The sequence below is a fragment of the Arthrobacter sp. TmtSoilC77 genome (assembly GCF_059739415.1).
Genome location: NZ_AP046050.1, coordinates 893,143 through 915,548, shown reverse-complemented (window position 1 = coordinate 915,548; position 22,406 = coordinate 893,143). Strand labels below are relative to the sequence as shown.

General features: G+C 62.0%; 12 protein-coding genes, 3 tRNA genes and 1 riboswitch. Of the genes, 10 read left to right on the top strand and 5 right to left on the bottom strand.

Features of this window, described 5'->3' with window-relative positions; all coding sequences use genetic code 11:
• Positions 1-73 precede the first annotated feature (73 nt).
• From AC6I99_RS04355 to AC6I99_RS04345, 3 genes are all read left to right on the top strand, one after another.
• Positions 74-164: transfer RNA gene (locus AC6I99_RS04355), tRNA-Ser, on the top strand.
• Between the two features lie 201 nt (positions 165-365).
• Positions 366-1,151 carry a VOC family protein gene (locus AC6I99_RS04350; protein WP_497960485.1) on the top strand — a complete coding sequence of 262 codons (786 nt, stop codon included), beginning with the start codon at positions 366-368 and terminating at the stop codon, positions 1,149-1,151.
• 223 nt (positions 1,152-1,374) lie between these two features.
• On the top strand, positions 1,375-5,907 hold the full coding sequence (locus AC6I99_RS04345) for an ExeM/NucH family extracellular endonuclease (RefSeq protein ID WP_497960484.1): 4,533 nt from the start codon (positions 1,375-1,377) through the stop codon (positions 5,905-5,907).
• 80 nt (positions 5,908-5,987) lie between these two features.
• On the opposite strand, the gene cycA is transcribed toward AC6I99_RS04345, so the two are convergent.
• Both cycA and AC6I99_RS04335 read right to left on the bottom strand, forming a co-directional pair.
• The gene (cycA, locus tag AC6I99_RS04340) at positions 5,988-7,475 is read right to left on the bottom strand and encodes a D-serine/D-alanine/glycine transporter (protein ID WP_497960482.1); all 1,488 of its coding nucleotides are present in this window, start codon (positions 7,473-7,475) and stop codon (positions 5,988-5,990) included.
• A 145-nt stretch (positions 7,476-7,620) separates the two neighbouring features.
• A riboswitch (glycine riboswitch) is annotated at positions 7,621-7,719 on the bottom strand.
• 74 nt (positions 7,720-7,793) lie between these two features.
• The gene (locus tag AC6I99_RS04335; protein ID WP_497960480.1) at positions 7,794-9,779 is read right to left on the bottom strand and encodes an FAD/NAD(P)-binding protein; all 1,986 of its coding nucleotides are present in this window, start codon (positions 9,777-9,779) and stop codon (positions 7,794-7,796) included.
• A gap of 60 nt (positions 9,780-9,839) precedes the next feature.
• Here AC6I99_RS04335 and AC6I99_RS04330 point away from each other — a divergent pair, with 60 nt between their 5' ends.
• Positions 9,840-12,101 carry a prolyl oligopeptidase family serine peptidase gene (locus AC6I99_RS04330; RefSeq protein ID WP_497960478.1) on the top strand — a complete coding sequence of 754 codons (2,262 nt, stop codon included), beginning with the start codon at positions 9,840-9,842 and terminating at the stop codon, positions 12,099-12,101.
• Positions 12,102-12,245: 144 nt separating this feature from the next.
• Positions 12,246-12,333 (top strand) — tRNA-Ser (locus tag AC6I99_RS04325).
• Positions 12,334-12,410: 77 nt separating this feature from the next.
• Here the strand turns inward: AC6I99_RS04325 and AC6I99_RS04320 are convergent.
• Both AC6I99_RS04320 and AC6I99_RS04315 read right to left on the bottom strand, forming a co-directional pair.
• On the bottom strand, positions 12,411-13,844 hold the full coding sequence (locus tag AC6I99_RS04320) for an MFS transporter (RefSeq protein ID WP_497960475.1): 1,434 nt from the start codon (positions 13,842-13,844) through the stop codon (positions 12,411-12,413).
• Between the two features lie 175 nt (positions 13,845-14,019).
• Complete coding sequence (locus AC6I99_RS04315) at positions 14,020-16,185, bottom strand: RecQ family ATP-dependent DNA helicase (RefSeq protein WP_497960474.1); 2,166 nt, start codon at positions 16,183-16,185, stop codon at positions 14,020-14,022.
• 140 nt (positions 16,186-16,325) lie between these two features.
• Here AC6I99_RS04315 and AC6I99_RS04310 point away from each other — a divergent pair, with 140 nt between their 5' ends.
• From AC6I99_RS04310 to AC6I99_RS04295, 4 genes are all read left to right on the top strand, one after another.
• Positions 16,326-17,744: a phosphomannomutase/phosphoglucomutase gene (locus AC6I99_RS04310; RefSeq protein WP_497960473.1), complete on the top strand. Its 1,419-nt coding sequence runs from the start codon at positions 16,326-16,328 to the stop codon at positions 17,742-17,744.
• A gap of 12 nt (positions 17,745-17,756) precedes the next feature.
• The gene (locus tag AC6I99_RS04305) at positions 17,757-18,212 is read left to right on the top strand and encodes a hypothetical protein (RefSeq protein ID WP_224094405.1); all 456 of its coding nucleotides are present in this window, start codon (positions 17,757-17,759) and stop codon (positions 18,210-18,212) included.
• Positions 18,213-18,235: 23 nt separating this feature from the next.
• On the top strand, positions 18,236-18,706 hold the full coding sequence (locus tag AC6I99_RS04300) for an RrF2 family transcriptional regulator (protein WP_224094402.1): 471 nt from the start codon (positions 18,236-18,238) through the stop codon (positions 18,704-18,706).
• 139 nt (positions 18,707-18,845) lie between these two features.
• Entirely contained in the window at positions 18,846-20,018 is a 1,173-nt protein-coding gene (locus tag AC6I99_RS04295) for a globin domain-containing protein (protein ID WP_497960472.1), read from the top strand.
• 113 nt (positions 20,019-20,131) lie between these two features.
• Here the strand turns inward: AC6I99_RS04295 and AC6I99_RS04290 are convergent, their stop codons facing one another.
• Positions 20,132-21,958: a phosphoenolpyruvate carboxykinase (GTP) gene (locus tag AC6I99_RS04290; RefSeq protein ID WP_497960470.1), complete on the bottom strand. Its 1,827-nt coding sequence runs from the start codon at positions 21,956-21,958 to the stop codon at positions 20,132-20,134.
• A 284-nt stretch (positions 21,959-22,242) separates the two neighbouring features.
• On the opposite strand from AC6I99_RS04290, the gene AC6I99_RS04285 reads away from it, so the two are divergent.
• Positions 22,243-22,316, top strand: a tRNA-Arg gene (locus tag AC6I99_RS04285).
• The last annotated feature ends 90 nt before the right edge of the window (positions 22,317-22,406 follow it).

Below are 22,406 nucleotides of genomic sequence, written 5' to 3'. Positions count from 1 at the left end.
CCAGGCCCGGGGCAGGGACTGGAGAACGTGATGTTTTGGAACAGCCAACTCCCTATGAAACACTACTAGGCAGGGAAGGTTGTCCGAGCGGCCTAAGGAGCTGGTCTTGAAAACCAGTGTGCGGTAACCCCGTACCAAGGGTTCAAATCCCTTACCTTCCGCCAGCAGATGCCCCGGGTTCACGAGCCCGGGGCATTTTTGGCTTAAAACCGGGCCGGAAGTCAGGCTCCCATTCGGGATCTGAGAACTGACACCCAGAAAATCATTGAAACTGTCATAGCCCCCGCATAGTGTTCTGCTTGTCCTCACAACCGCCGACAAACAGCCGTAGCTTCCGCCGCGGAACGAACACAGGAGCCCCACATATGCCTACGCCTGACATCACCTCTGGCGCACCGTGCTGGATTGATTTGATGACATCCGATACGGAAAAAGCCAAGTCCTTCTACAACGCACTCTTTGGTTGGACTTACGAGACAGGCGACCAGGAGAAGTACGGCGGCTACATCACAGCTTCCAAGGATGGACGCCTGGTTGCGGGCATCATGCAGAAACAGACAGACATGGGGGCCATGCCGGATGTGTGGTCGACGTACCTGCGCACGGACGACATCAAAGCCACCACGGAGGCAGCTGCCGCCCATGGTGGCCAAGTCCTCCTGGAGCCCATGGATGTTCCTGAACAGGGCATCATGGCCATGTATGGCGACTCTTCAGGAGCTGCAATCGGGGCCTGGCAGTTCGGGGAAATGAAGGGTTATGAGGTCGCTGCCGAATCCGGCGCCCCGGCATGGCACGAACTACTCGCGAAGGACTACGAGTCAGCGGTCAGCTTCTACCAGAGCGTCTTCGGTTGGGAAACTGCCGTCATGAGCGATACGCCGGAGTTCCGTTACACCACGTTGGGCGCTGGTGACGATGCCAAGGCCGGCATCATGGACGCTGCCGGCTTCCTCCCGGAGCAGGTTCCGTCCATGTGGAGCGTGTACTTCGCAGTGGACAATACTGACGCCACGGTGGAACAGGCCACAGCTCTGGGCGCTACCGTCATGGAAGCGGCAGAAGACACCCCCTTTGGACGCTTGGCCACGTTGTCGGACCCTACAGGTGCCGTCTTCAAGGTGATCCAGAACATGGCGTCGGCCAGCTAAGCCCCTGAACGTTCGGTTCCTGCGGCTGCCTCCTGACCGAGGCAGTCGGCAGGATCCGCGCGCCCTCCATCCATCACCGGTCCACTTCCTGTTCATTCCGACGTGTTCTGCTATGCCCGATACCCAGGTTTACCCGGAGTAACTTCCGGCATATCGCCCACTTCACAAGACAGCGGGCGTAGTCCAAAGAGCCCCACAGGGTTCCTAATGAAAGTTAGAGCGGATGCACCAAAAACACTGGAAAACAGCAGCTGGAGCAGCCCTTTCGATTGGTTTGCTTTCGGCTCCGCTGACAGCCGTTCCCGCAATTGCGGCCGACGATCCGTCGGCCCCGCCGGGCACCTCAACCGTAGTCATCAACGAGGCCTATCTCAGCGGGGGCAGCAGCGGCTCTGCTTTCAAGAACAAGTTCGTAGAGCTCTACAACTCCTCGGACACTCCGGTCAGCCTGGCAGGGTGGTCGCTACAGTACCGGTCGGCAACCAGCACGGGAGCGCCCACGGGCATCACTGCGCTTACGGGCAGCATCCCCGCCAAGGGCTATTACCTGATCCAAGGAGCCACGAACAGCAGCACCTCCACGGCGCCGGCCCTGCCCGCCCCGGATGTGCAGGCAACCGGAACCTTGAACCCCGGTGGAACCGCCGGCACCCTGGTCCTGGCGAAGCAGGCCAACGCCGTTTCTCCCCTGGCCGCTGGCTCAGTGACGGACGATGCCGCCATCGCGGATCTCCTCGGCTACGGCACATCAAACACTTTCGAAACGTCGGCAGCAACCGCCCCCACGGGCAACACTGACGTCAAAAGCCTCAATCGGAGCAACGGTGTGGACACCAACTCCAATGCCGCCGACTTCAGCTTGAGCGCCACCATCACGCCCACGGCGTCCGGCGGCGGAACGCCGCCCGCGGAACCCGAGCCGGCCCCAGGATCCAGGACCATCGCCGAAATCCAAGGCACCGGCGCCTCGAGTCCGCTCGTCGGCAGCACGGTAACTACCCGTGGCAAGGTAACTGCAGTTTACGCTTCGGGAGGTTTCAACGGCTACTACGTGCAAACCCCCGGAAGCGGCGGGGAGGCCGCAGGGGCGGCCAGGACGGCGTCGGACGCTTTGTTCATCTACTCCCCCACGACGGCGGGTACGGTACAGCCCGGCGACTACGTGGAACTCACGGGTGTCGTCAGCGAGTTCGCCAACCAGACACAGCTCACGGTTGAGGCTGCCGGCCTGCAGAAACTGAGCGAAGCTGCGCCGGAGGTAAAGCCCACTGCCTTCCAGATGCCCGCCAACGAGGCCGCGCGCGAAGCCCTTGAGGGCATGCTCGTCGCCCCACAAGGCCCGTACACCGTGACGGACAACTATTCGCTGAACCAGTATGGCGAAATCGGCCTCGCGGCCGGGACATCGCCGTTAGTGCAGCCGACGGCGGTCGCTACCTATGGTTCAGCAGAATATGCCGACGTGGTGGTAGAGAACGCCCTCCGTGCCATCAAGCTCGACGACGGCGCGTCCACCAACTTCCTCAAGGACGCCACCACGAAGGCCCAGCAACTGCCATACCTGACCACGTCCGATCCCGTTCGCGTGGGCTCTCCGGTGCAATTCCGGACAGACGTGATCCTGGGCTACGGCAATAACTCCTGGAAGTTCCAGCCCCTCACGGCGCTGACTCCCACGAATGCGGAGACTGTGCAGCCTGCAAGCTTCACGACAACCCGCCCCGACGGCCCCGCCGACGTTGGCGGAAACCTAAAGCTTGCCTCCTTCAACGTGCTGAACTACTTCACCACTACCGGCGACCAGCTCAGCGGCTGCATTTTCTACACCGACCGGGATGGGAATCCGATCACGGTCAAGGAAGGTTGCAACGCCCGGGGTGCTGCCAATGCTGAGAACCTCCAACGCCAGCAGGGCAAGATCGTCGCTGCGATTACCAAGGCAGGTGCGGACGTCGTATCCCTTGAGGAAATCGAGAACTCCGCCCAGTTCGGCAAGAACCGTGATGACGCTTTGTCCAAGCTGGTGGACGCCCTCAATGTGAAGACGCCGGGCGTATGGGACTACGTGCGGACACCCGCAAACGCTCCCCCTCCCAGCGATGAGGATATGATCCGCACCGCGTTCATTTACAAGAAGGCCGTAGCCGAGCCGGTCGGGGAGGCAATCATCCACAACGACACCGTGGCTTTTGCAAGCGCCCGCAAACCGCTGGCGCAGGTCTTCAAGCCAGTCGGCGCGGACGAGGACAAGAAGTTCATAGCGATCGTGAACCACTTCAAGTCCAAGGGTTCCGCTGCAACCCCGGATGACACGGACAAGGGCCAGGGCGCCTCGAACATTGCCCGCACAAAGCAGGCTGAATCACTCCTCGCCTTCTCCAGGGATCTCCAAGCCACCAAGGGCACGGACAAGGTCTTCCTGATTGGCGACTTCAACGCCTATGCCAAGGAAGACCCCATCAATGTCCTCACTGGCGCAGGTTACACGGACCTTGAAGCTGGTACCGGCAAGCACTCTTACCTCTTCGGGGGCATGGTGGGCTCGCTGGACCACATCCTTGCTTCCCCGGCAGCGGCCGGGATAGTCACGGGAACCGACATTTGGAACATCAACTCCGTGGAGTCCGTGGCGCTGGAGTACAGCAGGTATAACAACAATGTGACCAACTACTATGCCGGGGACGAGTTCCGCGCCAGCGATCACGACCCCGTGGTGGTGGGTATGAACCTGGGACCGGATGTGCCGGCCACTGTTGACCTGCAGTTCCTTGGCATCAACGACTTCCACGGCCGGATCGACTCCAACACCGTCCTCTTCGCCGGCACTGTGGAGAAGCTCCGCGCCGAGGCCGCCCCCGGCGCAACCGCCTTCATTTCTGCTGGAGACAACATCGGCGCCTCGCTCTTCGCGTCCTCGGTTGCCAAGGACCAGCCGACCATCGATGTCCTCAATGCCTTGGAACTCCGGGCTTCGGCAGTAGGCAACCACGAGTTCGACGGCGGGTGGCAGGATCTGCGCGACCGCGTCATCGCCGATGGTACCAACGCCAAGTTTGCCTACTTGGGCGCGAACGTTTACCAGGCGGGCACCAAGACTCCGGTCCTGCCGGAGTACAAAGTCCTGGAGATGAACGGCATCCGGGTGGCTGTCATCGGCACCGTGACGCAGGAAGTGCCGTCGCTGGTGACTCCCGCCGGCATCACGGATCTTGAGTTCGGTGATCCGGTGGAAGCCATCAACCGGGTGGCCGCAAAGATCAAGGCAGAAGACCTGGCCGATCTGATCATCGTGGAAAACCACGACGGCGCTGCATCGGGCACACCGGAGGGTGCCACCCTGGAGCAGGAAGTCGCAGCCGGTGGACCGTTCGCCAAGCTCGTCAACGAGACCACCCCCGACGTAGCCGCCATCTTCACCGGGCACACCCACAAGGAATACGCCTGGGACGCACCCTTGCTGGACGCCAACGGCAAACCCACCGGCAAAACCCGTCCCATTGTGCAGACCGGCAACTACGGCGAAAACGTGGGAAGCGTTACTCTCACCATCGATACCACCACGCATTCGGTCACAAGCTATAAAGCTGCCGTGGTGGATCGGACCACGGACACTTCGGAAAGCCTCGTTGCCGCCTATCCTCGCGTGGCCGCAGTCAAGGCGATCGTGGACAAGGCTCTTGCCGATGCTGCCGTGTTCGGGAATCAGCCGGTGGGCGCAGTGACAGCTGATATCACCACCGCCTTCACTCCGGATCCGGCTGGCGGCTCCCCCAAGCGGGACGACCGCGCGAACGAATCCACCCTCGGAAACCTGGTCGCGGACTCCTTGGTGGACACGCTCCAGGCGCCTGAACTGGCTGCTGCGGAGATAGGCGTCGTGAACCCGGGCGGCCTGCGTAACGAGCTCTACTACGCACCGGACGGCACCATCACCTACGCCGAGGCCAACGCGGTCCTGCCCTTCGTGAACAACCTGTGGACTACCTCCCTCACTGGCGCCCAGTTCAAGACCCTTCTTGAGCAGCAGTGGCAGACCAACGTTGACGGAACAGTTCCCAGCCGCCCTTACCAGCAGCTTGGACTTTCCAGGAACGTCAACTACACCTACGACGCCGCGCGCCCGGAAGGCGACCGCATCACCGGCATCTGGGTAGGCGGCGCAGTCATCGACCCCGCCAAGCAGTACAGGATCGGTACGTTCAGCTTCCTGGCTACCGGCGGCGACAACTTCCGCATCTTCAAGGAAGGCAGCAACACGAAAGACACCGGTTTGGTGGACCGCGATGCCTGGATCAAGTACCTCCGTGAGCACAACCCCGTGTCTCCGGACTTCGCACGCCGGTCAGTTGCCCTGGTAAACACCACCGCCGTAGAGGTCAAAGCGGGTGAGCCCATGGCACTCGCTATCTCCAAGCTGAATCTCACCTCGATCGGCAGCCCGGCCAACAACACTCTCAATGCCGTCTTCGTGGACAGCAAGGGCGCGGCGATAACGCTCGACTCCGTGCCGGTGACGGCCGGCACTGCCACAGTGAACCTCAAGGTTCCCGCGGCGGCAGCTGCAGGCAGTGGCACATTGGTGCTGACCGCCGTCGAGTCCGGAACCGTGGTAAAGGCCCTGGTGACGGTTGCAGGGAGCGGCACGAATCCTCCGCAATGCACTCCGCCCACCAAACCGTCCAAGTGGTACGACGCCGTGGGCTGGTTGCACTACGCGTGGGCCTGGTTGGAGTACCAGAAGTGTCTGAGGGGCTAGGCGGCCCCTTCGTATGACCCGCCAAAAAGGTAGCCCCTCACGAGGATGACTCGTGAGGGGCTACCTTTTTGGATTTTCGCCTACTTCTTGACGAGCTCGGGTTCCTCCGTGTGCTTGGCGTCCTTCTCAAGCTGCGCCTGGAACTCCCTAAAGCGAACCAGGTGCGCTGGCCGGCGACGCAGGATGACCCAGGCCACCCCCAGAATCAGGAACCACAGCGGCGTGGCCAGGAGCGCAGCAAAAGTGTCCGGCTGCGTGGTCAGGGTCCAAAGCACGAACGCAAAGAACGCAAAAACCACCCACACCATCACCACGCCGCCTGGCATTTTGAACGCCGAAGCATCATGCAGATGTGGCCGCCGCTTGCGGAATGCAAGGTAGCTGGCCAGGATGATGGACCATACGAACACGAAGCAGACAGCAGACACGGTTGTCACCATGTCGAACGCCTTGCCGATGTCCTGCCCGGCATACATGAGGACGACGCCGGACAGCAGCAGGACGCAGGAAAGGAACAGGGCGTTGCGGGGTACTTTGCGGCTTGAGAGCGCGCCAAACACAGCCGGTGCGTCGCCTTCCTGGGCCAGTCCGTAAACCATACGGGACGTTGAGTAGATACCCGAGTTGGCTGAGGACATTGCAGAGCTGAGAACCACCAGGTTGACGATGGTAGCCGCGGCGCCCAGGCCGGCCAGGGAGAACATCGCAATGAATGGGCTGTGGCCGGCCGCGAACTGGGTCCACGGGGTGACGGACATCAGGATGATGAGGGCGCCCACATAGAAGAGCAGCACGCGGATCGGAATCGAGTTGATGGCCTTGGGCAGGTTCTTCTCCGGGTCCTTGGCCTCGGCGGCTGTGGTGCCTACCAGTTCAATGCCGACGAAAGCGAAGACGGCGATCTGGAAACCGGCGACGAAGCCCATGAATTCGTTGGGGAAGAAGCCACCGTGGCTCCACAAGTTGGTGAAGCTGGCCGGCCCGGCGTCGGACTGGAAGCCGCTGAAAATCATGAACAGGCCGACGATGATCAGTGCCGCGATGGCGACGATCTTGATGAGGGCGAACCAGAATTCGGTCTCGCCGAATGCTTTAACCGTAGCCAGGTTCAGAAGCAGCAGGATGCCGATGGTGATCAATCCGGGCACCCAGAGTGGAAGGGACGGCCAGAGCTCCTTGGAGTACCCGGCGATCGCGATGACGTCGGCGATGCCGGTAATGACCCAGCAGAACCAGTAGGTCCACCCCGTGAAGAACCCTGCCCACGGACCCAGCAGGTCCGCTGCAAAGTCGCTGAAGGATTTGTAGTTCAGGTTGCTCAGGAGCAACTCGCCCATGGCGCGCATGACGAAGAAGAGTATGAAACCGATGATCATGTACACGAAAATGACGGATGGACCAGCGGCAGAAATGGTCTTTCCCGAGCCCATGAACAGGCCCGTGCCAATTGCACCGCCTATCGCGATCAGCTGGATGTGCCGGTTACTGAGCTGCCGTTCGAGGTGCGGTTCGAGATGTGGTGAGCCTGCTTGGTGCGGGACGGAGGATGGTGGGCGCTGAATCGTCAAGAGGAACTCCATTGTTCAGGCGGCACTGGGTGCCACGATGATTCGGGTTCCTCCCCACTCTGTAGGTGGACCTGAGAGTTTCCGCAGGGATGGCCTGCTTGCACCTTCGGTGAGCCCGGATGCCCGGACTGCTTTCCAGAGTTGCCTCGCCGCGGCGGTACATGGGCCTGAGAGATTCCTGGGGAGGGTTTGCTCCTACGGCGCCTGACGGGATGTACCGGCAGGACTCTCCCGCCGCAGATCAAAAGCGCGCACCACTTTGCCGGTGATGCAGCTCACACACTAGCGAAGCATTGGACACACCGCAAACAAAGGCAGCTAGCTGGCCAGAATGCTACGGGCGATTTCGTCAGCATCCCGCAGGGTTCGCTGGCCACTGGCATAAGCCTTCCCGGTCGCTGGACGCGCCTCGGCAGCAATGGCCGTTCCCCACTGGGTCGCCGACAATTGCAGACCCAAAACATACATCCCCCGGGTCACAGAGCCGTTGGACGCCACAGGCCGGTACGGGTGCGGTTCCACATCCAGTCCGGTTGTCTGCACCGGCGTGCCCTCGGCACTCATCATGATTTTGGTTCGCACAAGGCCGTCAGCCATGAGTTGTTCCAGGAGTGGAGAAATATTGATGCCCACCCTGTTGGCCGGCGACATCGCTTCAATCAACGTGGGTGCCTCCGCTGGCCCGTCGTGGACCCATGGAGAGACTGCCCGGAAAACCTTGGCGCTCCTATCCACACTGAACTTCGGGTCGGGTCCAACGAAACCCACGACGCCGGCACGCGCCAGAGCAGCCAACTGCTCCGAACGCAGTGCCGGGGCCCCGCTGGCAAGGCCTTCAACGAACGATTCGAACCATCCCCTCAGTTCAGCGACCCACGATTCGTCCGTGATACCACCGTCTGCCACGACGGACTTCAGGATCGCCCTGCCGGTGTGCAGTGCGCCGATTGCCATTTTCACGGGATCCGCTTCGCCCAGTGCGGAGCGTCGTGCGTCGTCGTCCAGGTAGGCCGTTATCGCCAGATCCAGTTCCCGGCGGGACGCGAACGTTCGGCCTGCCAAGGGCGCAGCGAGTCCGCGGACATTCAGTCGGCGGGAGGCAAGCACGTGCTTGTCCACCAAGGCGGCGACGTCGCTTTCCCAGTTGGCGGTGGTGTGCGCGTGGGGCTGCAACGCGTCCTCAAGGTCCGCGAGGAACTGCGCCGCATCGCGGATGGCGGCAGGCTGCGACCTTGCCAGGGTGGAGTAATAGGCCCACAAGGCGTCCCGGTGCAGGAGCGGCCAAAGATCGTGGTCGAATCCGGGCTGGATACCGGCTGCCCTGAACCGGTCCACTGCTGCCTCGGTCAAGTAACGCATGGTGATGCTGCTGGGGTAATACCCCGCCAAACCGGCCTTGGCCCGGTACGGGGTTCCGCGCCGGGATGCTGCGATAATCCTGGGTTCCCTGCCCGAGGGCCGGTACTCGAGAACTCCGGCTCCCGGTACGCCGGCTTCGACGAACTTGCCTCCCCGGCCCTCAGTCAGCTGGCCCATGACATCGAAGAAATTCAGTCCCATCCCACGCACCAGGACGGGCTCGTTGTCCGGTACCCGCTGCCAGTCGACGTCGGCTGGCGGTGCAGGCGGGAAATAGAGGAGGCCGTGCTCGTCGGCTGCCCGTTGGAACGAACGCTGCTCCGGATTCAAACGTGACTCGATGTGTCCCAGCGCGAGGACCACCGAGCCGACGGTGAGGGTAGTGCCGTCGGCCAGTTCGACGTCGAACGCTTGCCCACCTGTGATGCCTGAGCTTGCCGGGACCGGGCGCGCCGCTACGGCGGTCGTCTCATGGAAGGTGACCTCCACGCCGTCGGGCATTCGCTGAAGCAGTTCCGCCAAAGTCTGCCGCAGGTACCGTCCGTAGAGCGCCCTGCTGGGAAAATCGTGGGACTCCAGGGTGGCCAACTCCGCCTTTTCGGCGTCGTTCAGCCCCTGTCCATCACGACGTCGGGCGGCGCGCCACTGGTCGAACGAACCGCCTGCGAGGGGCTGCGCAAGTTTGGGGTCTTCCGGGATGAGCGTCGGATAGAACGCCTGTGTGTTCATCAGGTACAGCCTGGACTGCTCCGGCTGCCACACATGGCCGGATGCTGGCGGGAAAGGATCCACAACGTGGATGTGCAGTGTGCGCTGCCCGGTATCGGTCCGGTTCGCGCGGCTGGTGGCCCCTGCAGCCCAATTCGCGAGCAGCCGCTCAAGGACACTCGTGCCCCGGGGGCCGGCCCCAATAAGGGCAACACGATTGATTTGCGATTTAGCCACGCTCAAGCCTAACTTCTGCGTGACTTGCTTCCAGTTGAAAAGTGTTGCTTGGATGGGGCGATGACCACCACAGAAGCTGATCAGACGCCCCTTCCTGACAATGACACGGATCTGGAGACCAAGTCCGGGCCTCGCCACGCTGCGACCATCGCGCCCGAACCCACGGATGAGAACGTGTGGTTGGAGGACATCCACGGCGAAGAACAGCTGGCCTGGGTCCGGGAACAGAACGCGCGAACCGAGGATTTGCTGGAGGACGCAGACTACGCAGCGGTTGAAGCCGGCATCCTGGAGGTCCTGGATTCGACGGACCGGATCGCCATGGTGAACAAACGCGGCGATTTCTACTACAACTTCTGGAAGGACCAGGAGCACCCCAAGGGCCTTTGGCGCCGCACTACCTGGGAAAGTTACGTCTCCGAGGCTCCCGAATGGGACGTGTTGCTGGACATCGATGCCCTCGCCGCAGCAGAAGGCGTCGAATGGGTGTTCCATGGGGCCGGGTTCCTTCGTCCTTCGGACGGGGACACGTACCGCTTCGCGATGGTTTCGCTGTCCCCCGACGGCGGTGACGCCAACCGGCACCGCGAGTTCGACGTCGAATCCCGCACCTTTGTTGACCCTGCCGCCGGCGGATTCGATCTGCCCACGGCAAAAGGCAACGTGAGTTGGCTCGATGCGGACACACTGCTTGTCTCCAGTACGGCAGAAGGGTTGCCTGCAACCACCTCCTCGTACGCCCGGACCGGCGTGAAGCTGCGTCGCGGCCAATCCCTCGCCCAGGCAGAGCGGATCTTCGACATCCCCGAAGACCACATGCTGGCCATCGTGGCCCATGACTCCACCCCGGGCTTCGAACGGACCTTCGCCGTAGACTACATCGACTTCTACAACCGCAAGACGTGGCTGCTTCGCGACGACTCATGGCTTGAAATCGATGTGCCCACCGACGTGAACATCATTGCCCACCGAGAATGGCTTATGCTCCGCCCGCAGAAGGACTGGGACGTTTCCGGCGTTACCTACGCGGCCGGTTCCCTGCTGGCCGCTGACCTCGAGGGCTACCTGGCTGGATCGCGCCAATTTGTGGTGCTGTTTACCCCGGATGACCACACGTCGCTGCAATCGTGGAGTTGGACCAAGGACTATCTGCTGCTCAACGTCCTGCGCGACGTCTCTTCCGAAATCAGGGTGCTGGACCCTTCCCGCGTCGATTCCGACAGCAGCTGGGTTGCCACCGTCCTGGACGCGTGCCCGCCGCTTCACGACGTCAATGCCTACGCGGTGGACGACGAAGACGAATCCGGAGCCGGAAATGACTACTGGCTGGTCGCCACCGGTTTCACTACGCCCACTACCCTCACCCGCGGGACCCTCACTGCAGGGCCGACGGGTTCGTCTGTTGCCGGAGCAGCTGCCGGGGTCACCAGCCAGCACGCCGTGGTGAAGCGATCGCCGTCGTTCTTCAATGACGGCGACTATGAGGTCCAGCAGCATTTCGCTGTCTCGGCGGATGGGACCAAAGTCCCCTACTTCCAGGTGGCATCCAAGGACCTGATCCTGGACGGACAAAATCCCACGCAGCTCTCAGGCTATGGCGGATTCGAAGTTTCCCGCACCCCCGCCTACAGCGGCACCATTGGCAGGGCTTGGCTGGAGCGTCGCACTTCGGCTGCTGCCTTGGCTGACGGTCCCGGCTCGCACACCCGTGGCGGTGTGTACGTTGTGGCGAACATCCGTGGCGGCGGCGAATACGGGCCCTCGTGGCACCGGGCAGCGCTGCAGGAAAAGCGGCACCGTGCCTACGAAGACTTCGCCGCCGTGGCACAGGACCTGATCTCCCGCGGCGTGACCAGCCGCCGTCGACTCGGCTGTGTGGGCGGCTCAAATGGTGGGCTGCTGGTAGGCAACATGCTGACCCAGTACCCGGAACTGTTTGGTGCAGTGTCCTGCGGCGTGCCATTGCTGGACATGCGCCGCTATACCAAACTCTCTGCCGGATATTCATGGATCGCCGAGTACGGAGACCCGGATTTGCCTGAGCAGTGGGAGTTCATCCGGACCTTCTCCCCCTATCACCTGCTTCACGACGGCGTCGAATACCCCGAAACCTTCATTTGGACTGCGACGTCGGATGATCGGGTAGGCCCCGTCCAAGCCCGAAAGATGGCAGCTCGGATGCAGGCAATGGGTATCCCGAATGTCTGGTTCCACGAGGCACTCGAAGGCGGACATGCCGGCGCCTCGGACAACAGGCAGGCAGCCGCCCTTCAAGCCCGGAGCAACCACTTCCTGTGGCGTGTGCTGGCCGGGAGCAACTGAGGTTCCGTTTCGATGGCCCGCTGCACGCAATGCCCTGCGAACGGCCCCGCAGGTAGCGAGCCATCGAAATGGGCAGCCGATCGAAGGCGGTTTTGCACTGGACGGCACGTTCTGCGTATCCTTGGTGGGCTAGCAATAGCAAATGGAGACGTGCCAGAGCGGCCGAATGGGCTTCACTGCTAATGAAGTGTGGGGCACAACTCCACCGGGGGTTCAAATCCCCCCGTCTCCGCGAATTGGTCCCGGTTTTCGAACCGGGACCTTTTGCGTTAACCCGGCTTTTACCCCGAGCCCTGTGCCCGCGCCGGTCTAGCTGCGCTTCGCCCCGTGGCTGACTTCCGCGCCGGCATGCCGCTGCAGGGTCAGACTGTCCACTGTACTGACCAGCATGAGGACAGCCATGGCTATGAAAGCCCCCTTGTAGGCTGCTACCTGATCAACCCCGAGCACATCCGTGGACTCGAACAGCCTCAGGAACAAGGCCCCCACAGCGATCCCTGCCGCAGCTGCCAGCTGTACGAGGGTCGCAGAGATAGCGTTGGCCGAGGGCAGCTGCCCCGGGACGATGTCGGCATACTGCACGGACGCGTAGGCCGAGAAGCCTATGGATCGGAAGGCACCGCTGAGCAGCAACAACGCGAAAATGAGGGGCTCGGGTGTTTGGGCATTCAGGAACGCACACAAGGCAAACGTCACAGCCGACGCGAAGGATGCAAAGACGAGCACCGGTTTGAACCCGAAGCGCCTTATCAGGGGTGTGGTGGCCGGCTTGATCCCGATGTTGCCCACGAAGACTGCGGCTACCATGACCCCGGCCTTCAAGGGATCCCACCCAAATCCATCCTGGAACATCAGAGGCAGCAAGAAGGGAACCGAGCTGATGGTCAGCCGGTAAATGAAACCGCCCGTGGATGTCGCCCTGAAAGTCCTGGTGCCAAATACGCTGAGGTTGAACAGCGGAACCCTTGCTTTGCTCATCCACCAGACCGCACCTGCGAGGGAAACCAAGCCGGCAGCCACCACCACAACAGCCAGCAGATTCGATGCGTGTCCGCCCAGCGTTTCCAGCCCCACCACAAGGGAACCCACGCCCAAGGTAGTCAGCAAGAGGCCAAACCAGTCAAGACGGCGGTTGGCATCAAATTGAGTCCGCGGAACCAACCTCAGTGCCGCAATGAAGGCAGCCAGGCCGAGGGGGACGTTGATGATGAAGATCCAGTGCCACGACAGGAAAGTCGTGAGGGCGCCGCCCACCATGGGAGCCAAAACGGGGGCAAGAAGGCCTGGCCATACCAAGTAGGCGGTGGCACGGAGAAGTTCGGATTTGGGCGTACCCCGCAAAACCACCAGGGTGCCCACGGGAACCATCATGGCGCCGCCTGCCCCCTGCGCCACCCGACTCAACGTCAGCATGGTCAAGTCGGTGCTTACTGCGCAGAAAAGGGAAGCAATAGTGAACACCGAAATAGCCGTACAGAATATCCTGCGGGCGCCAAACCGCTCGGCAAGCCAACTGCTCAAGGGGATCCCCATGGCCACTGTCACCAAATAGGCAGTCATCGTGATGTTGATGTCAGCCGGTGCCTCCCGGAAATCGGCCGCAATGCTGGGGATGGCCGTGGTGAGGATCGTTCCGTCAAGAAACTCCATGAAGAACGTTGCCGCCACCAACAGTGCCAAACGCGGCCGCCAACTGGTCTCATTGGCCGCTTCGACGTCGGTGTTGCTCGGTTTTGTGCTCATGGTCCGGTCCAAGTCTTGTCTAATGGCCCGCAGCAGCGGGCGCGCGTGTTTGCTCGATCCTCGTATTTGGTCGATCCTATAGAGGCACGGTGGGAGCGTTCACAACATGACGGTTTTCAGCGCACTTCCTCGCCTTGAAGCACTGCCCCGGGTTGAGCGAAACGCCGCCTGCGCCCTACCCCGCCTGTGCCAGGGCGAGCGGCAGTACCGCACCTACCCCGGACCTTCTGAGCGCCCTCGCCGCAACAGTCAGTGTCCAGCGGCTGTCGATGAGGTCGTCTACCAAGAGGACAGGTTGGTCACCAATGCCTGCCAGTGCCTCTGCCAATTGCGGGCCGACCGCCAGACGGTCCCATACTCCCGCGAGCCTGTAAGCGCTGTTGCCTCCACGGGATCCTGTGGGCCCGCCGTGCTCTGGATGCAGTTGACCCAAGTACGGCATCCGCCCTATGCCCGCGATCCCCTGCGCCAGCGAGTCCACAAGTTGTGGTTTGCTCCTTGAGGGAATGCTGACGACCGCCGCCGGGCGCCCCGCCCCGCTCCAGGCGGTTCCGCCGTCGGCCCCTGACCATTCGCGCAGAACCTGAACGCAGGCCTGCAGCATCGCGGGGTCCACTGCCCTATCGGGTGTCCCGGCGGCAAAGAGCTCGCGGAGCGCGCCACCCCAGCCCAAGTCCGTCAGCCTTGCCAGCACACGGCCTTCGGAAATGCTTTCGTCCGGCTTGATCTTGCCTTTGACTCCCACTCCCAGCCTGTCCATTCCGCTGGGCCACTGGAGCCGCGGTTCCACCACGATCCCGGCGCGACGGAGCGTCTGGCCTGCTGCATCAACGGCAGCCGCTGCAATGTCCACTGGGAACCAGCGTCCAGCACAGTTGTCACAACGGCCGCAAGGGGCGGCAGTCTCGTCGTCGAGCACAGAGGTGATGTACTCCATGCGACAACCTGCAGTGTCCTGGTAAATCACCATGGAGTCCTGCTCATCCACCCGGGCCTCCGCGATGCGGGCATAGCGCTCTGCATCGTAGGTCCATGGCCGTCCAGTAGCACGCCAACCGCCACCCACGCGTTCAACTGCCCCGTCAACGGCCAAGACCTTAAGGAGGAGTTCCAGAGGCGTGCGCCGAAGGTCCACGCGTGCTTCGAGCGCCACCGTGGACATGGCCGCGTTCGCCTCATCAAGCACCCTCAAGACGGCGTCGGCCTTTTCAGCTGAGGGCATGGACGCGGTGGCAAAATACTGCCAAATTTCGCGGTCTTCGGAGCCTGGAAGCAACAGGACATCAGCGTTGGCTGCACCTCGGCCTGCTCGACCAACCTGCTGGTAATAGGCGACCGGCGAGGACGGCGCGCCGAGGTGAATGACGAAACCAAGGTCCGGTTTGTCGAATCCCATCCCCAACGCCGAGGTGGCCACAAGCGCCTTGACTTGGTTGTCCTTGAGGAGTTGTTCTGCCCGCTCCCGATCGGCAGGATCAGTCCGGCCGGTATAGGACAAGACATTGTGTCCAGCCTCGGAAAGAAGCCGGGCAGTATCCTCTGCGGCTGAGACGGTCAGCGCGTAAATGATTCCGCTACCGGGGAGGTCCGCCAGGTGCGTCAGCAGCCACCCCAGGCGATCGCGGGAGTCGGACAAGTTCAGAACCCCGAGTCGCAGCGACTCGCGGCCCAGCGCACCCCGGATGGTCAGCACTCCGGCGCCGAGTTGTTCCTCGATATCGTGGACAACGCGGGAGTTGGCCGTAGCCGTGGTGGCGAGGACCGGAACCGGGTCGGGCAGTTGGGCAATGAGATCCGCGATGCGCCGGTAATCGGGCCGGAAGTCGTGGCCCCAATCCGAAATGCAGTGGGCTTCGTCGATAACAAGCAATCCGGTCCTGCGGATCAGCTCGGGCAACTGGTTCTCCCTGAACGAAGGATTGGTGAGGCGCTCCGGCGACACCAGGAGAACGTCCACCTCGTCAGCTGCCAACCGGGCCAGGACAGTGTCCCACTCAAGCGCGTTGGCTGAGTTGATGGCCACAGCCCGGACTCCCGCCCGTGCGGCGGCCGCTACTTGGTCCCGCATGAGCGCGAGCAGAGGAGACACGATCAGCGTGGGACCGGCACCCCGCTGACGCAGCAACAAGGAGGAGACGAAGTAGACGGCGGATTTTCCCCAACCCGTGCGTTGGACCACCAAGGCACGGCGCCCCGCGTCCACCAATGCCTCAATGGCCTCGAACTGGCCGTCATGGAACTCTGCCTCGGGGTGCCCCACAAGCTCACGAAGACAAGCCAAAGCCCTCTGGCGGGTAGGGGATTCCACGGAAACAGCGGCATTTTGTGAGTTGTTGGCCATGGACCCAGTATTCCAGCAGCCCCTGACAGCCATAACGGGCGGCCCCGGCTATGTGGAAAGCGGTGTGGCAGGACCGGCTTTTCCACATAGCAGCTTCCCCCGTTCATGCTCAATTGCGCTGCCACAGTAGGATTGAGCCCGTGACTAGCGAGCAGAACAAGAACTTCGACCTCTCGGCATCCTTCAAGGCGTATGACGTCCGGGGCATCGTGGGGGAATCCATCACGGCTGAAATCGTCGAGGCAGTCGGTGCTGCCTTCATCGACGTTTTGGGTCTTGAAGGTGAAACCGTCCTTGTTGGCGGAGACATGCGCCCGTCCTCGCCGGAGTTCAGCCAGGCCTTCGCGAACGGTGCTGCCACCCGGGGCGCCAACGTCCAATTGCTGGACTTGATCTCCACTGACGAGCTCTACTACGCCTGCGGTGCCTTGAACGCAGCCGGTGCCACGTTCACTGCCAGCCATAACCCGGCCGAATACAACGGCATCAAAATGGCCAAGGCAGGGGCTCAACCGATTTCCTCCGAGAGTGGCCTGAAGGAGATCCAGGCCCTCGCCGAGCGCTACCTGAACGAAGGCACCATCCCCGCGGCGGCGACGCGGGGGCAGATCGGTGTCCATGACGTGCTGAAGGACTATTCCCAATACCTGCGCCAGCTGGTGGATCTCTCCGGTTCCCGGCCATTGAAGATCGTCGTGGACGCCGGTAACGGCATGGCCGGGCTGACCACCCCTGCTGTGCTTGGCAACAAGCTCCTCCCTGCCCTGCCGTTCGAGATCATCCCGCTCTACTTCGAACTGGACGGCTCGTTCCCGAACCACCCGGCCAACCCGCTGGAACCGGAAAACCTCCGTGATCTCCAAGCCGCCGTGATCAAACACGGCGCCGATATCGGCCTTGCCTTCGACGGCGACGCTGACCGATGCTTCGTGGTCGATGAAAAGGGCGAGCCCGTCTCCCCATCGGCGATCACGGGCATGGTGGCACGCAGGGAGATCGCCCGAGCCCAGGCATCCGGGGAACAGACCCCGGTGATCATCCACAACCTGCTCACGTCCAAAGCCGTTCCCGAACTCGTTGCCAAGGACGGGGGCCGGGCAGTCCGGACCCGCGTCGGCCATTCCTTCATCAAAGCCGTGATGGCCGAAGAAGGTGCAGTATTCGGCGGGGAGCACTCGGCACACTTCTATTTCCGTGATTTCTGGAATGCGGACACCGGTATGCTCGCCGCGATGCATGTCCTGGCGGCCCTGGGCGAGCAGGACGGTCCGCTGTCCGAACTCGGGCGCCAGTACGAGCCCTACGTCTCCTCCGGGGAAATCAACTCCGAGATCGAAGACAAAGCAGGCGCCATCGAGCGGGTCCGCCTCGATTTCCAGAATGATGACGTCGAAATAGACCACATGGACGGCAGCACCTTCAGCGCCAAGGACGGCAGCTGGTGGTTCAACCTGCGCCCCTCCAACACGGAGCCGTTCCTGCGCCTGAACGCCGAAGCCAAAGACCTGCCCACCATGGAAAAAATCCGCGACCGCGTCCTGGCACTGGTCAGGGCATAAGGACAGGCAAACATGAGCGAGCAGCCAATCGACGAGGCCGATTCCACCGGGACCGTCCAAGAGCGTGAACTCCGGGAGATTCTGGGGACTGCACTGGGGACTGCCCAGGAGCACATTCTGCAGAACGGCGGCTTTCTCCCCTTTGGCATCACGCTTTCACACGAAGGCGAGGTGCGGATTGTCATGGTTTCTCCAGGCGAGCCGGACGAGGACGGCCACATTGACGCGGGAGCGATGTTGACAGACGTCCAGGAATTACTTCGCCAGGGTCGCAACGATTATCGGGCCGTGGCCATCGCAAGTGATGTCGCGCTGCCCGAGCATGGCTCGGATGGCATCCACGGCACCGCCGAGCACCGGGATGGCGGGGTCATGGCAGCAGTCATCCCCTACGTCCACACAGCCGACGGTTTCTCATTCGGCGCCCTTGAGCCGGACACCCACGAGCCCTCGCTCTGGGTGGACTAGACCTGACTACGTAAGCTGATCCCATGAAAATCAACGCGTTCGCAGATGTGAGCCTCCGCGCCGTCATGGTGTTGGCGTCCGCCCCTGAGGGCACGTTGCTGACTACCCAGGCTGTTGCCGACGCCGTGGGCACTCCGTATAACCATGTCAGCAAGGCCATGGTCCGATTGCGCAGCCTTGGATTGATTGATGTGGAACGAGGCCGCTTGGGTGGATCGCGCCTGAACGAAGCGGGACGCCAAGCAACGGTTGGCCAGCTCCTTCGCCACTTGGACAGCCGGCAGGATCCCGCCGAATGCCAGTCCCCCACCCATGATTGCCCCCTCATCACAGAGTGCGGTCTCCGCCACGCAATGAACCGGGCCCGCGAAGCCTTCTATCGTGAGCTCGACACCGTCGTCATCTCGTCCCTGCCTCATGCCCGGCAGATGAATCCGGTCTTCCAAACAATAGGCCTCCGACCCGAATTCAGGTCCCCCGCAACCCTGCCCTGACGGCGTCCGGACCGGATCGCGACCCGATTTGCGCATCTTTTCTACAAGGAGTAGAAATTGAGGTGTAAATACAGGCATTCGAAATGCTTGTATTGTGACGGTTCGAATAACCCACCGGACCCCTACCCGCAGGAGAATCATGCTCTCGGAAAAATCCCGCCCGATTATTGAAGCCACGCTTCCCCTGGTTGGCTCGCGTATTCGTGACATCACCGCCAACTTCTACAAGCGCCTCTTTGCAGCGCACCCTGAGTTGCTCGATGGACTGTTCAGCCGCTCCAACCAGCGCTCGGGTGATCAGCAACAGGCACTCGCCGGGAGCATCGCCGCCTTCGCCACCCACCTCGTGAACAACCCCGGCACGCTCCCGGAAAAGGTCCTGGCCCGGATAGCCCACAAGCACGCCTCATTGGGCATCGCCGAAGAGCAGTATGGAGTGGTCTACGAGCACCTCTTCGCAGCAATCGCTGCCGACTTGTCGGACGTTATTACACCCGAAATCGCCGAGGCATGGACGGAGGTCTACTGGCTCATGGCAGACGCCCTGATCAAGCTTGAGAAGGACCTCTACGCCTCCCAGTCAAACAATAAGATGTGGATGCCTTGGCGCGTGGTTTCCAAAGTACCGGCTGGCAAGGACGCCATGACATTCACCTTGGAACCTGCCGACGACACTCCGGTAACACCGGCCCTTCCCGGCCAGTATGTGAGCGTCAAGGTCGTACTCCCTGACGGCTTGCGCCAAGTGCGGCAGTATTCACTGTCAGGCGACGCCGGGACCAGCCGGACCTTCACCACCAAGCTAAACGACGGCGGCGAGGTATCCACCGCCCTGCATACCGCCGTCGAACCTAACGATGTGCTCGAAATCTCCAACCCTTATGGCGAGATCACCCTCAAAGAAGACGGGGGACCGGTGGTGCTCGCGTCGGCGGGCATCGGGTGCACGCCTACAGCCTCAATCCTGCGTTCGCTGGCCGAGGCCGGCACAGATCGCCAGGTTCTCGTGCTGCACGCCGAACGTTCCATGGACAGTTGGGCATTGAGCGGCCAAATGACTGCAGACGCCGCAAGCATTGACGCCGAACTGCAGCTCTGGCTTGAGTCGCCGCAGCCCGGCAATGAAATGCACGGCGTCAACGCAGGCTTCATGTCCCTGAGGGAAATCGACATGCCCGCGGACGCTTCCTTGTACCTCTGCGGGCCGTTGCCTTTCATGAAGAAGATTCGCGACGAAGCGATCGAGGCCGGCATTCCGGCCACCCGGATCCACTACGAAGTTTTCGGCCCCGACGTTTGGCTCGCGAACTAAGGCGGGGCGGCAAACCCCTCTAAGACGCCGAAAGTACGACGGCGGCCCGTCACCTTTGATGAAAAAGGTGACGGGCCGCCGTCGTCTTAAGAACGCCGTTGTCCTTAAGAGGTCTAGCCCAGACGGCTCTTGAGGCCGTCCAGCTCGGACTGCAGCGCCGCGGGGAGAGACTCGCCGAAGTTGGCGAACCATTCCTCGATGGATGCAAGTTCCGTTTCCCATTCGCCGGCGTCAACGCGGACGGCCGCCTCGACCTCGGCCGGCGTCATGTTCAGGCCTTCAAGGTCGATGGAGTCGCCGGTCGGAACGAAACCGATCGGCGTTTCCACAGCGTCCGCCTTGCCTTCGAGGCGTTCGATTGCCCACTTGAGTACGCGGGCGTTGTCACCGAAACCAGGCCAGGCGAAGCCGCCCTCGGCCGTGCGACGGAACCAGTTGACCAGGAAGATCTTGGGCAGTCGCTCCGGGTTGGCCTTGGCGGACAGGTTCACCCAGTGGTTCAGGTAGTCGCCTGCGTCGTAGCCAATGAAGGGCAGCATTGCCATGGGATCGCGGCGGACAACACCTACGGCGCCAGCTGCAGCGGCCGTGGTTTCCGAAGAAAGCGTGGCACCCATGAAGATACCGTTGGACCAGTCGCGGGCCTCGGTGACCAGCGGGATGGTGGTCTTACGGCGTCCGCCGAACAGGATCGCGGACAACTCCACGCCGTCCGGGCTGAAGTACTCTTCGGCGAGCATGTCGATCTGGTCGATCGGCGTGCAGAAACGGGAGTTCGGGTGTGCAGCCGGGGCGTCGGAGTCCGGAGTCCAGGACTCGCCGCGCCAGTCGGTCAGGTGCGCCGGAGTTTCCTCCGTCATACCTTCCCACCAAACGCCGCCGTCATCGGTCAGCGCAACATTGGTGAAGATGCTGTTGCCCTTGGCGATGGCACGCATGGCGTTGGGGTTGGTGCCCCAACCGGTGCCCGGCGCGACGCCGAACAGGCCGGCTTCGGGGTTGACGGCGCGGAGCTCGCCTTCCTTGCCGAAGCGCATCCAGGTGATGTCGTCGCCGAGGGTCTCGACCTTCCAGCCCTTGATGGTGGGGTCAAGCAAAGCGAGGTTGGTCTTGCCGCAAGCCGACGGGAAGGCAGCGGAGACGTAGTAGGTCTTCTGCTCGGGAGAGGTCAGCTTGAGGATGAGCATGTGCTCGGCAAGCCAGCCCTCGTCGCGTGCCATCACCGAGGCGATGCGCAGTGCGTAGCACTTCTTGCCCAGCAGCGCGTTTCCGCCGTAGCCGGAACCGAAGGACCAGATGGAGCGCTCTTCGGGGAAGTGGACGATCCACTTGTCGGTGTTGCACGGCCACGCGACGTCGGCCTGGCCGGGTTCCAGGGGTGCGCCCAGCGAGTGGAGGGCCGGCACAAAGAATGCATCGGTCTGCGTGATGCGGTCCAGGACGTCCGAGCCGATGCGGGCCATGATCCGCATGGAAGCTACAACGTAGGCGGAGTCAGTGATCTCAACGCCGAACTTCGGGTCCTCTGCATCCAGGTGGCCCATGACAAAAGGAATGACGTACATGGTGCGGCCGCGCATGGAGCCGGCGAACAGTCCGCGCAGCTTCTGCTTCATTTCGGCCGGAGCCATCCAGTTGTTCGTGAACCCTGCGTCGCGCTCGTTCTCGGAGCAGATGAAGGTCTGCTCTTCCACACGGGCAACGTCGGCGGGGTCGGAGAACGCCGCGAAGGAATTCGGGAACGTTTCCGGGTTCAGCCTCTTCAGGGTGCCGGCCTCAACCAGTTCGTCGGTCAGGTTCTTGTTTTCTGCTTCGCTGCCATCAACCCAGTGGATGCGGTCCGGCTGAGTCAGCTCGGCTACTTCCTCAACCCAGGCCAGCAGGCGTGCATGCGTAGTAGGTGCCTTCTCAAGCAGCGGCAGTCGCGCCAGATCGCCCATTGCGGTTCCCTTCCTCGGGTTCAGTGGTGTGTCCTAAACGATAGGGGTCGCGGACCAGACCAATCCGTTGTCAGACGTCAGATGTCCAGTGGAGTCGAAACGAAAAACCCCTAGAATTCGGGGTTTCAGTTTCAGGGGACGGCGTTTTAAGTGAGGAAGGTCACATAGACCGGTCTAGTTGCGTAGATTACAGCTTTTCGATTTGGAACTTCACATGAACTTCTGTAAAGTTTATTGAGGTTCGAGGGGGTCAGAGAAACAGACCGCCGAGAATCACGCGAAATGCGCCCATAGCTCAGCTGGATAGAGCGTCTGTCTACGGAACAGAAGGTCAGGGGTTCGAATCCCTTTGGGCGCACAGATAGAGACCCGCACCGGTTCGCCGGTGCGGGTCTTTTGTTTTGCCCGCCGTGGCCCAACTACGTAGCAGTTAAGCGCGTTTAGACCG

Coding starts and splice junctions, on each gene's coding strand:
- AC6I99_RS04350 (WP_497960485.1), top strand. CDS start 366: ATGCCTACGCCTGACATCACCTCTGGCGCACCGTGCTGGATTGATTTG.
- AC6I99_RS04345 (WP_497960484.1), top strand. CDS start 1,375: ATGCACCAAAAACACTGGAAAACAGCAGCTGGAGCAGCCCTTTCGATT.
- AC6I99_RS04330 (WP_497960478.1), top strand. CDS start 9,840: ATGACCACCACAGAAGCTGATCAGACGCCCCTTCCTGACAATGACACG.
- AC6I99_RS04320 (WP_497960475.1), bottom strand. CDS start 13,844: ATGAGCACAAAACCGAGCAACACCGACGTCGAAGCGGCCAATGAGACC.
- AC6I99_RS04315 (WP_497960474.1), bottom strand. CDS start 16,185: ATGGCCAACAACTCACAAAATGCCGCTGTTTCCGTGGAATCCCCTACC.
- AC6I99_RS04305 (WP_224094405.1), top strand. CDS start 17,757: ATGAGCGAGCAGCCAATCGACGAGGCCGATTCCACCGGGACCGTCCAA.
- AC6I99_RS04300 (WP_224094402.1), top strand. CDS start 18,236: ATGAAAATCAACGCGTTCGCAGATGTGAGCCTCCGCGCCGTCATGGTG.
- AC6I99_RS04295 (WP_497960472.1), top strand. CDS start 18,846: ATGCTCTCGGAAAAATCCCGCCCGATTATTGAAGCCACGCTTCCCCTG.
- AC6I99_RS04290 (WP_497960470.1), bottom strand. CDS start 21,958: ATGGGCGATCTGGCGCGACTGCCGCTGCTTGAGAAGGCACCTACTACG.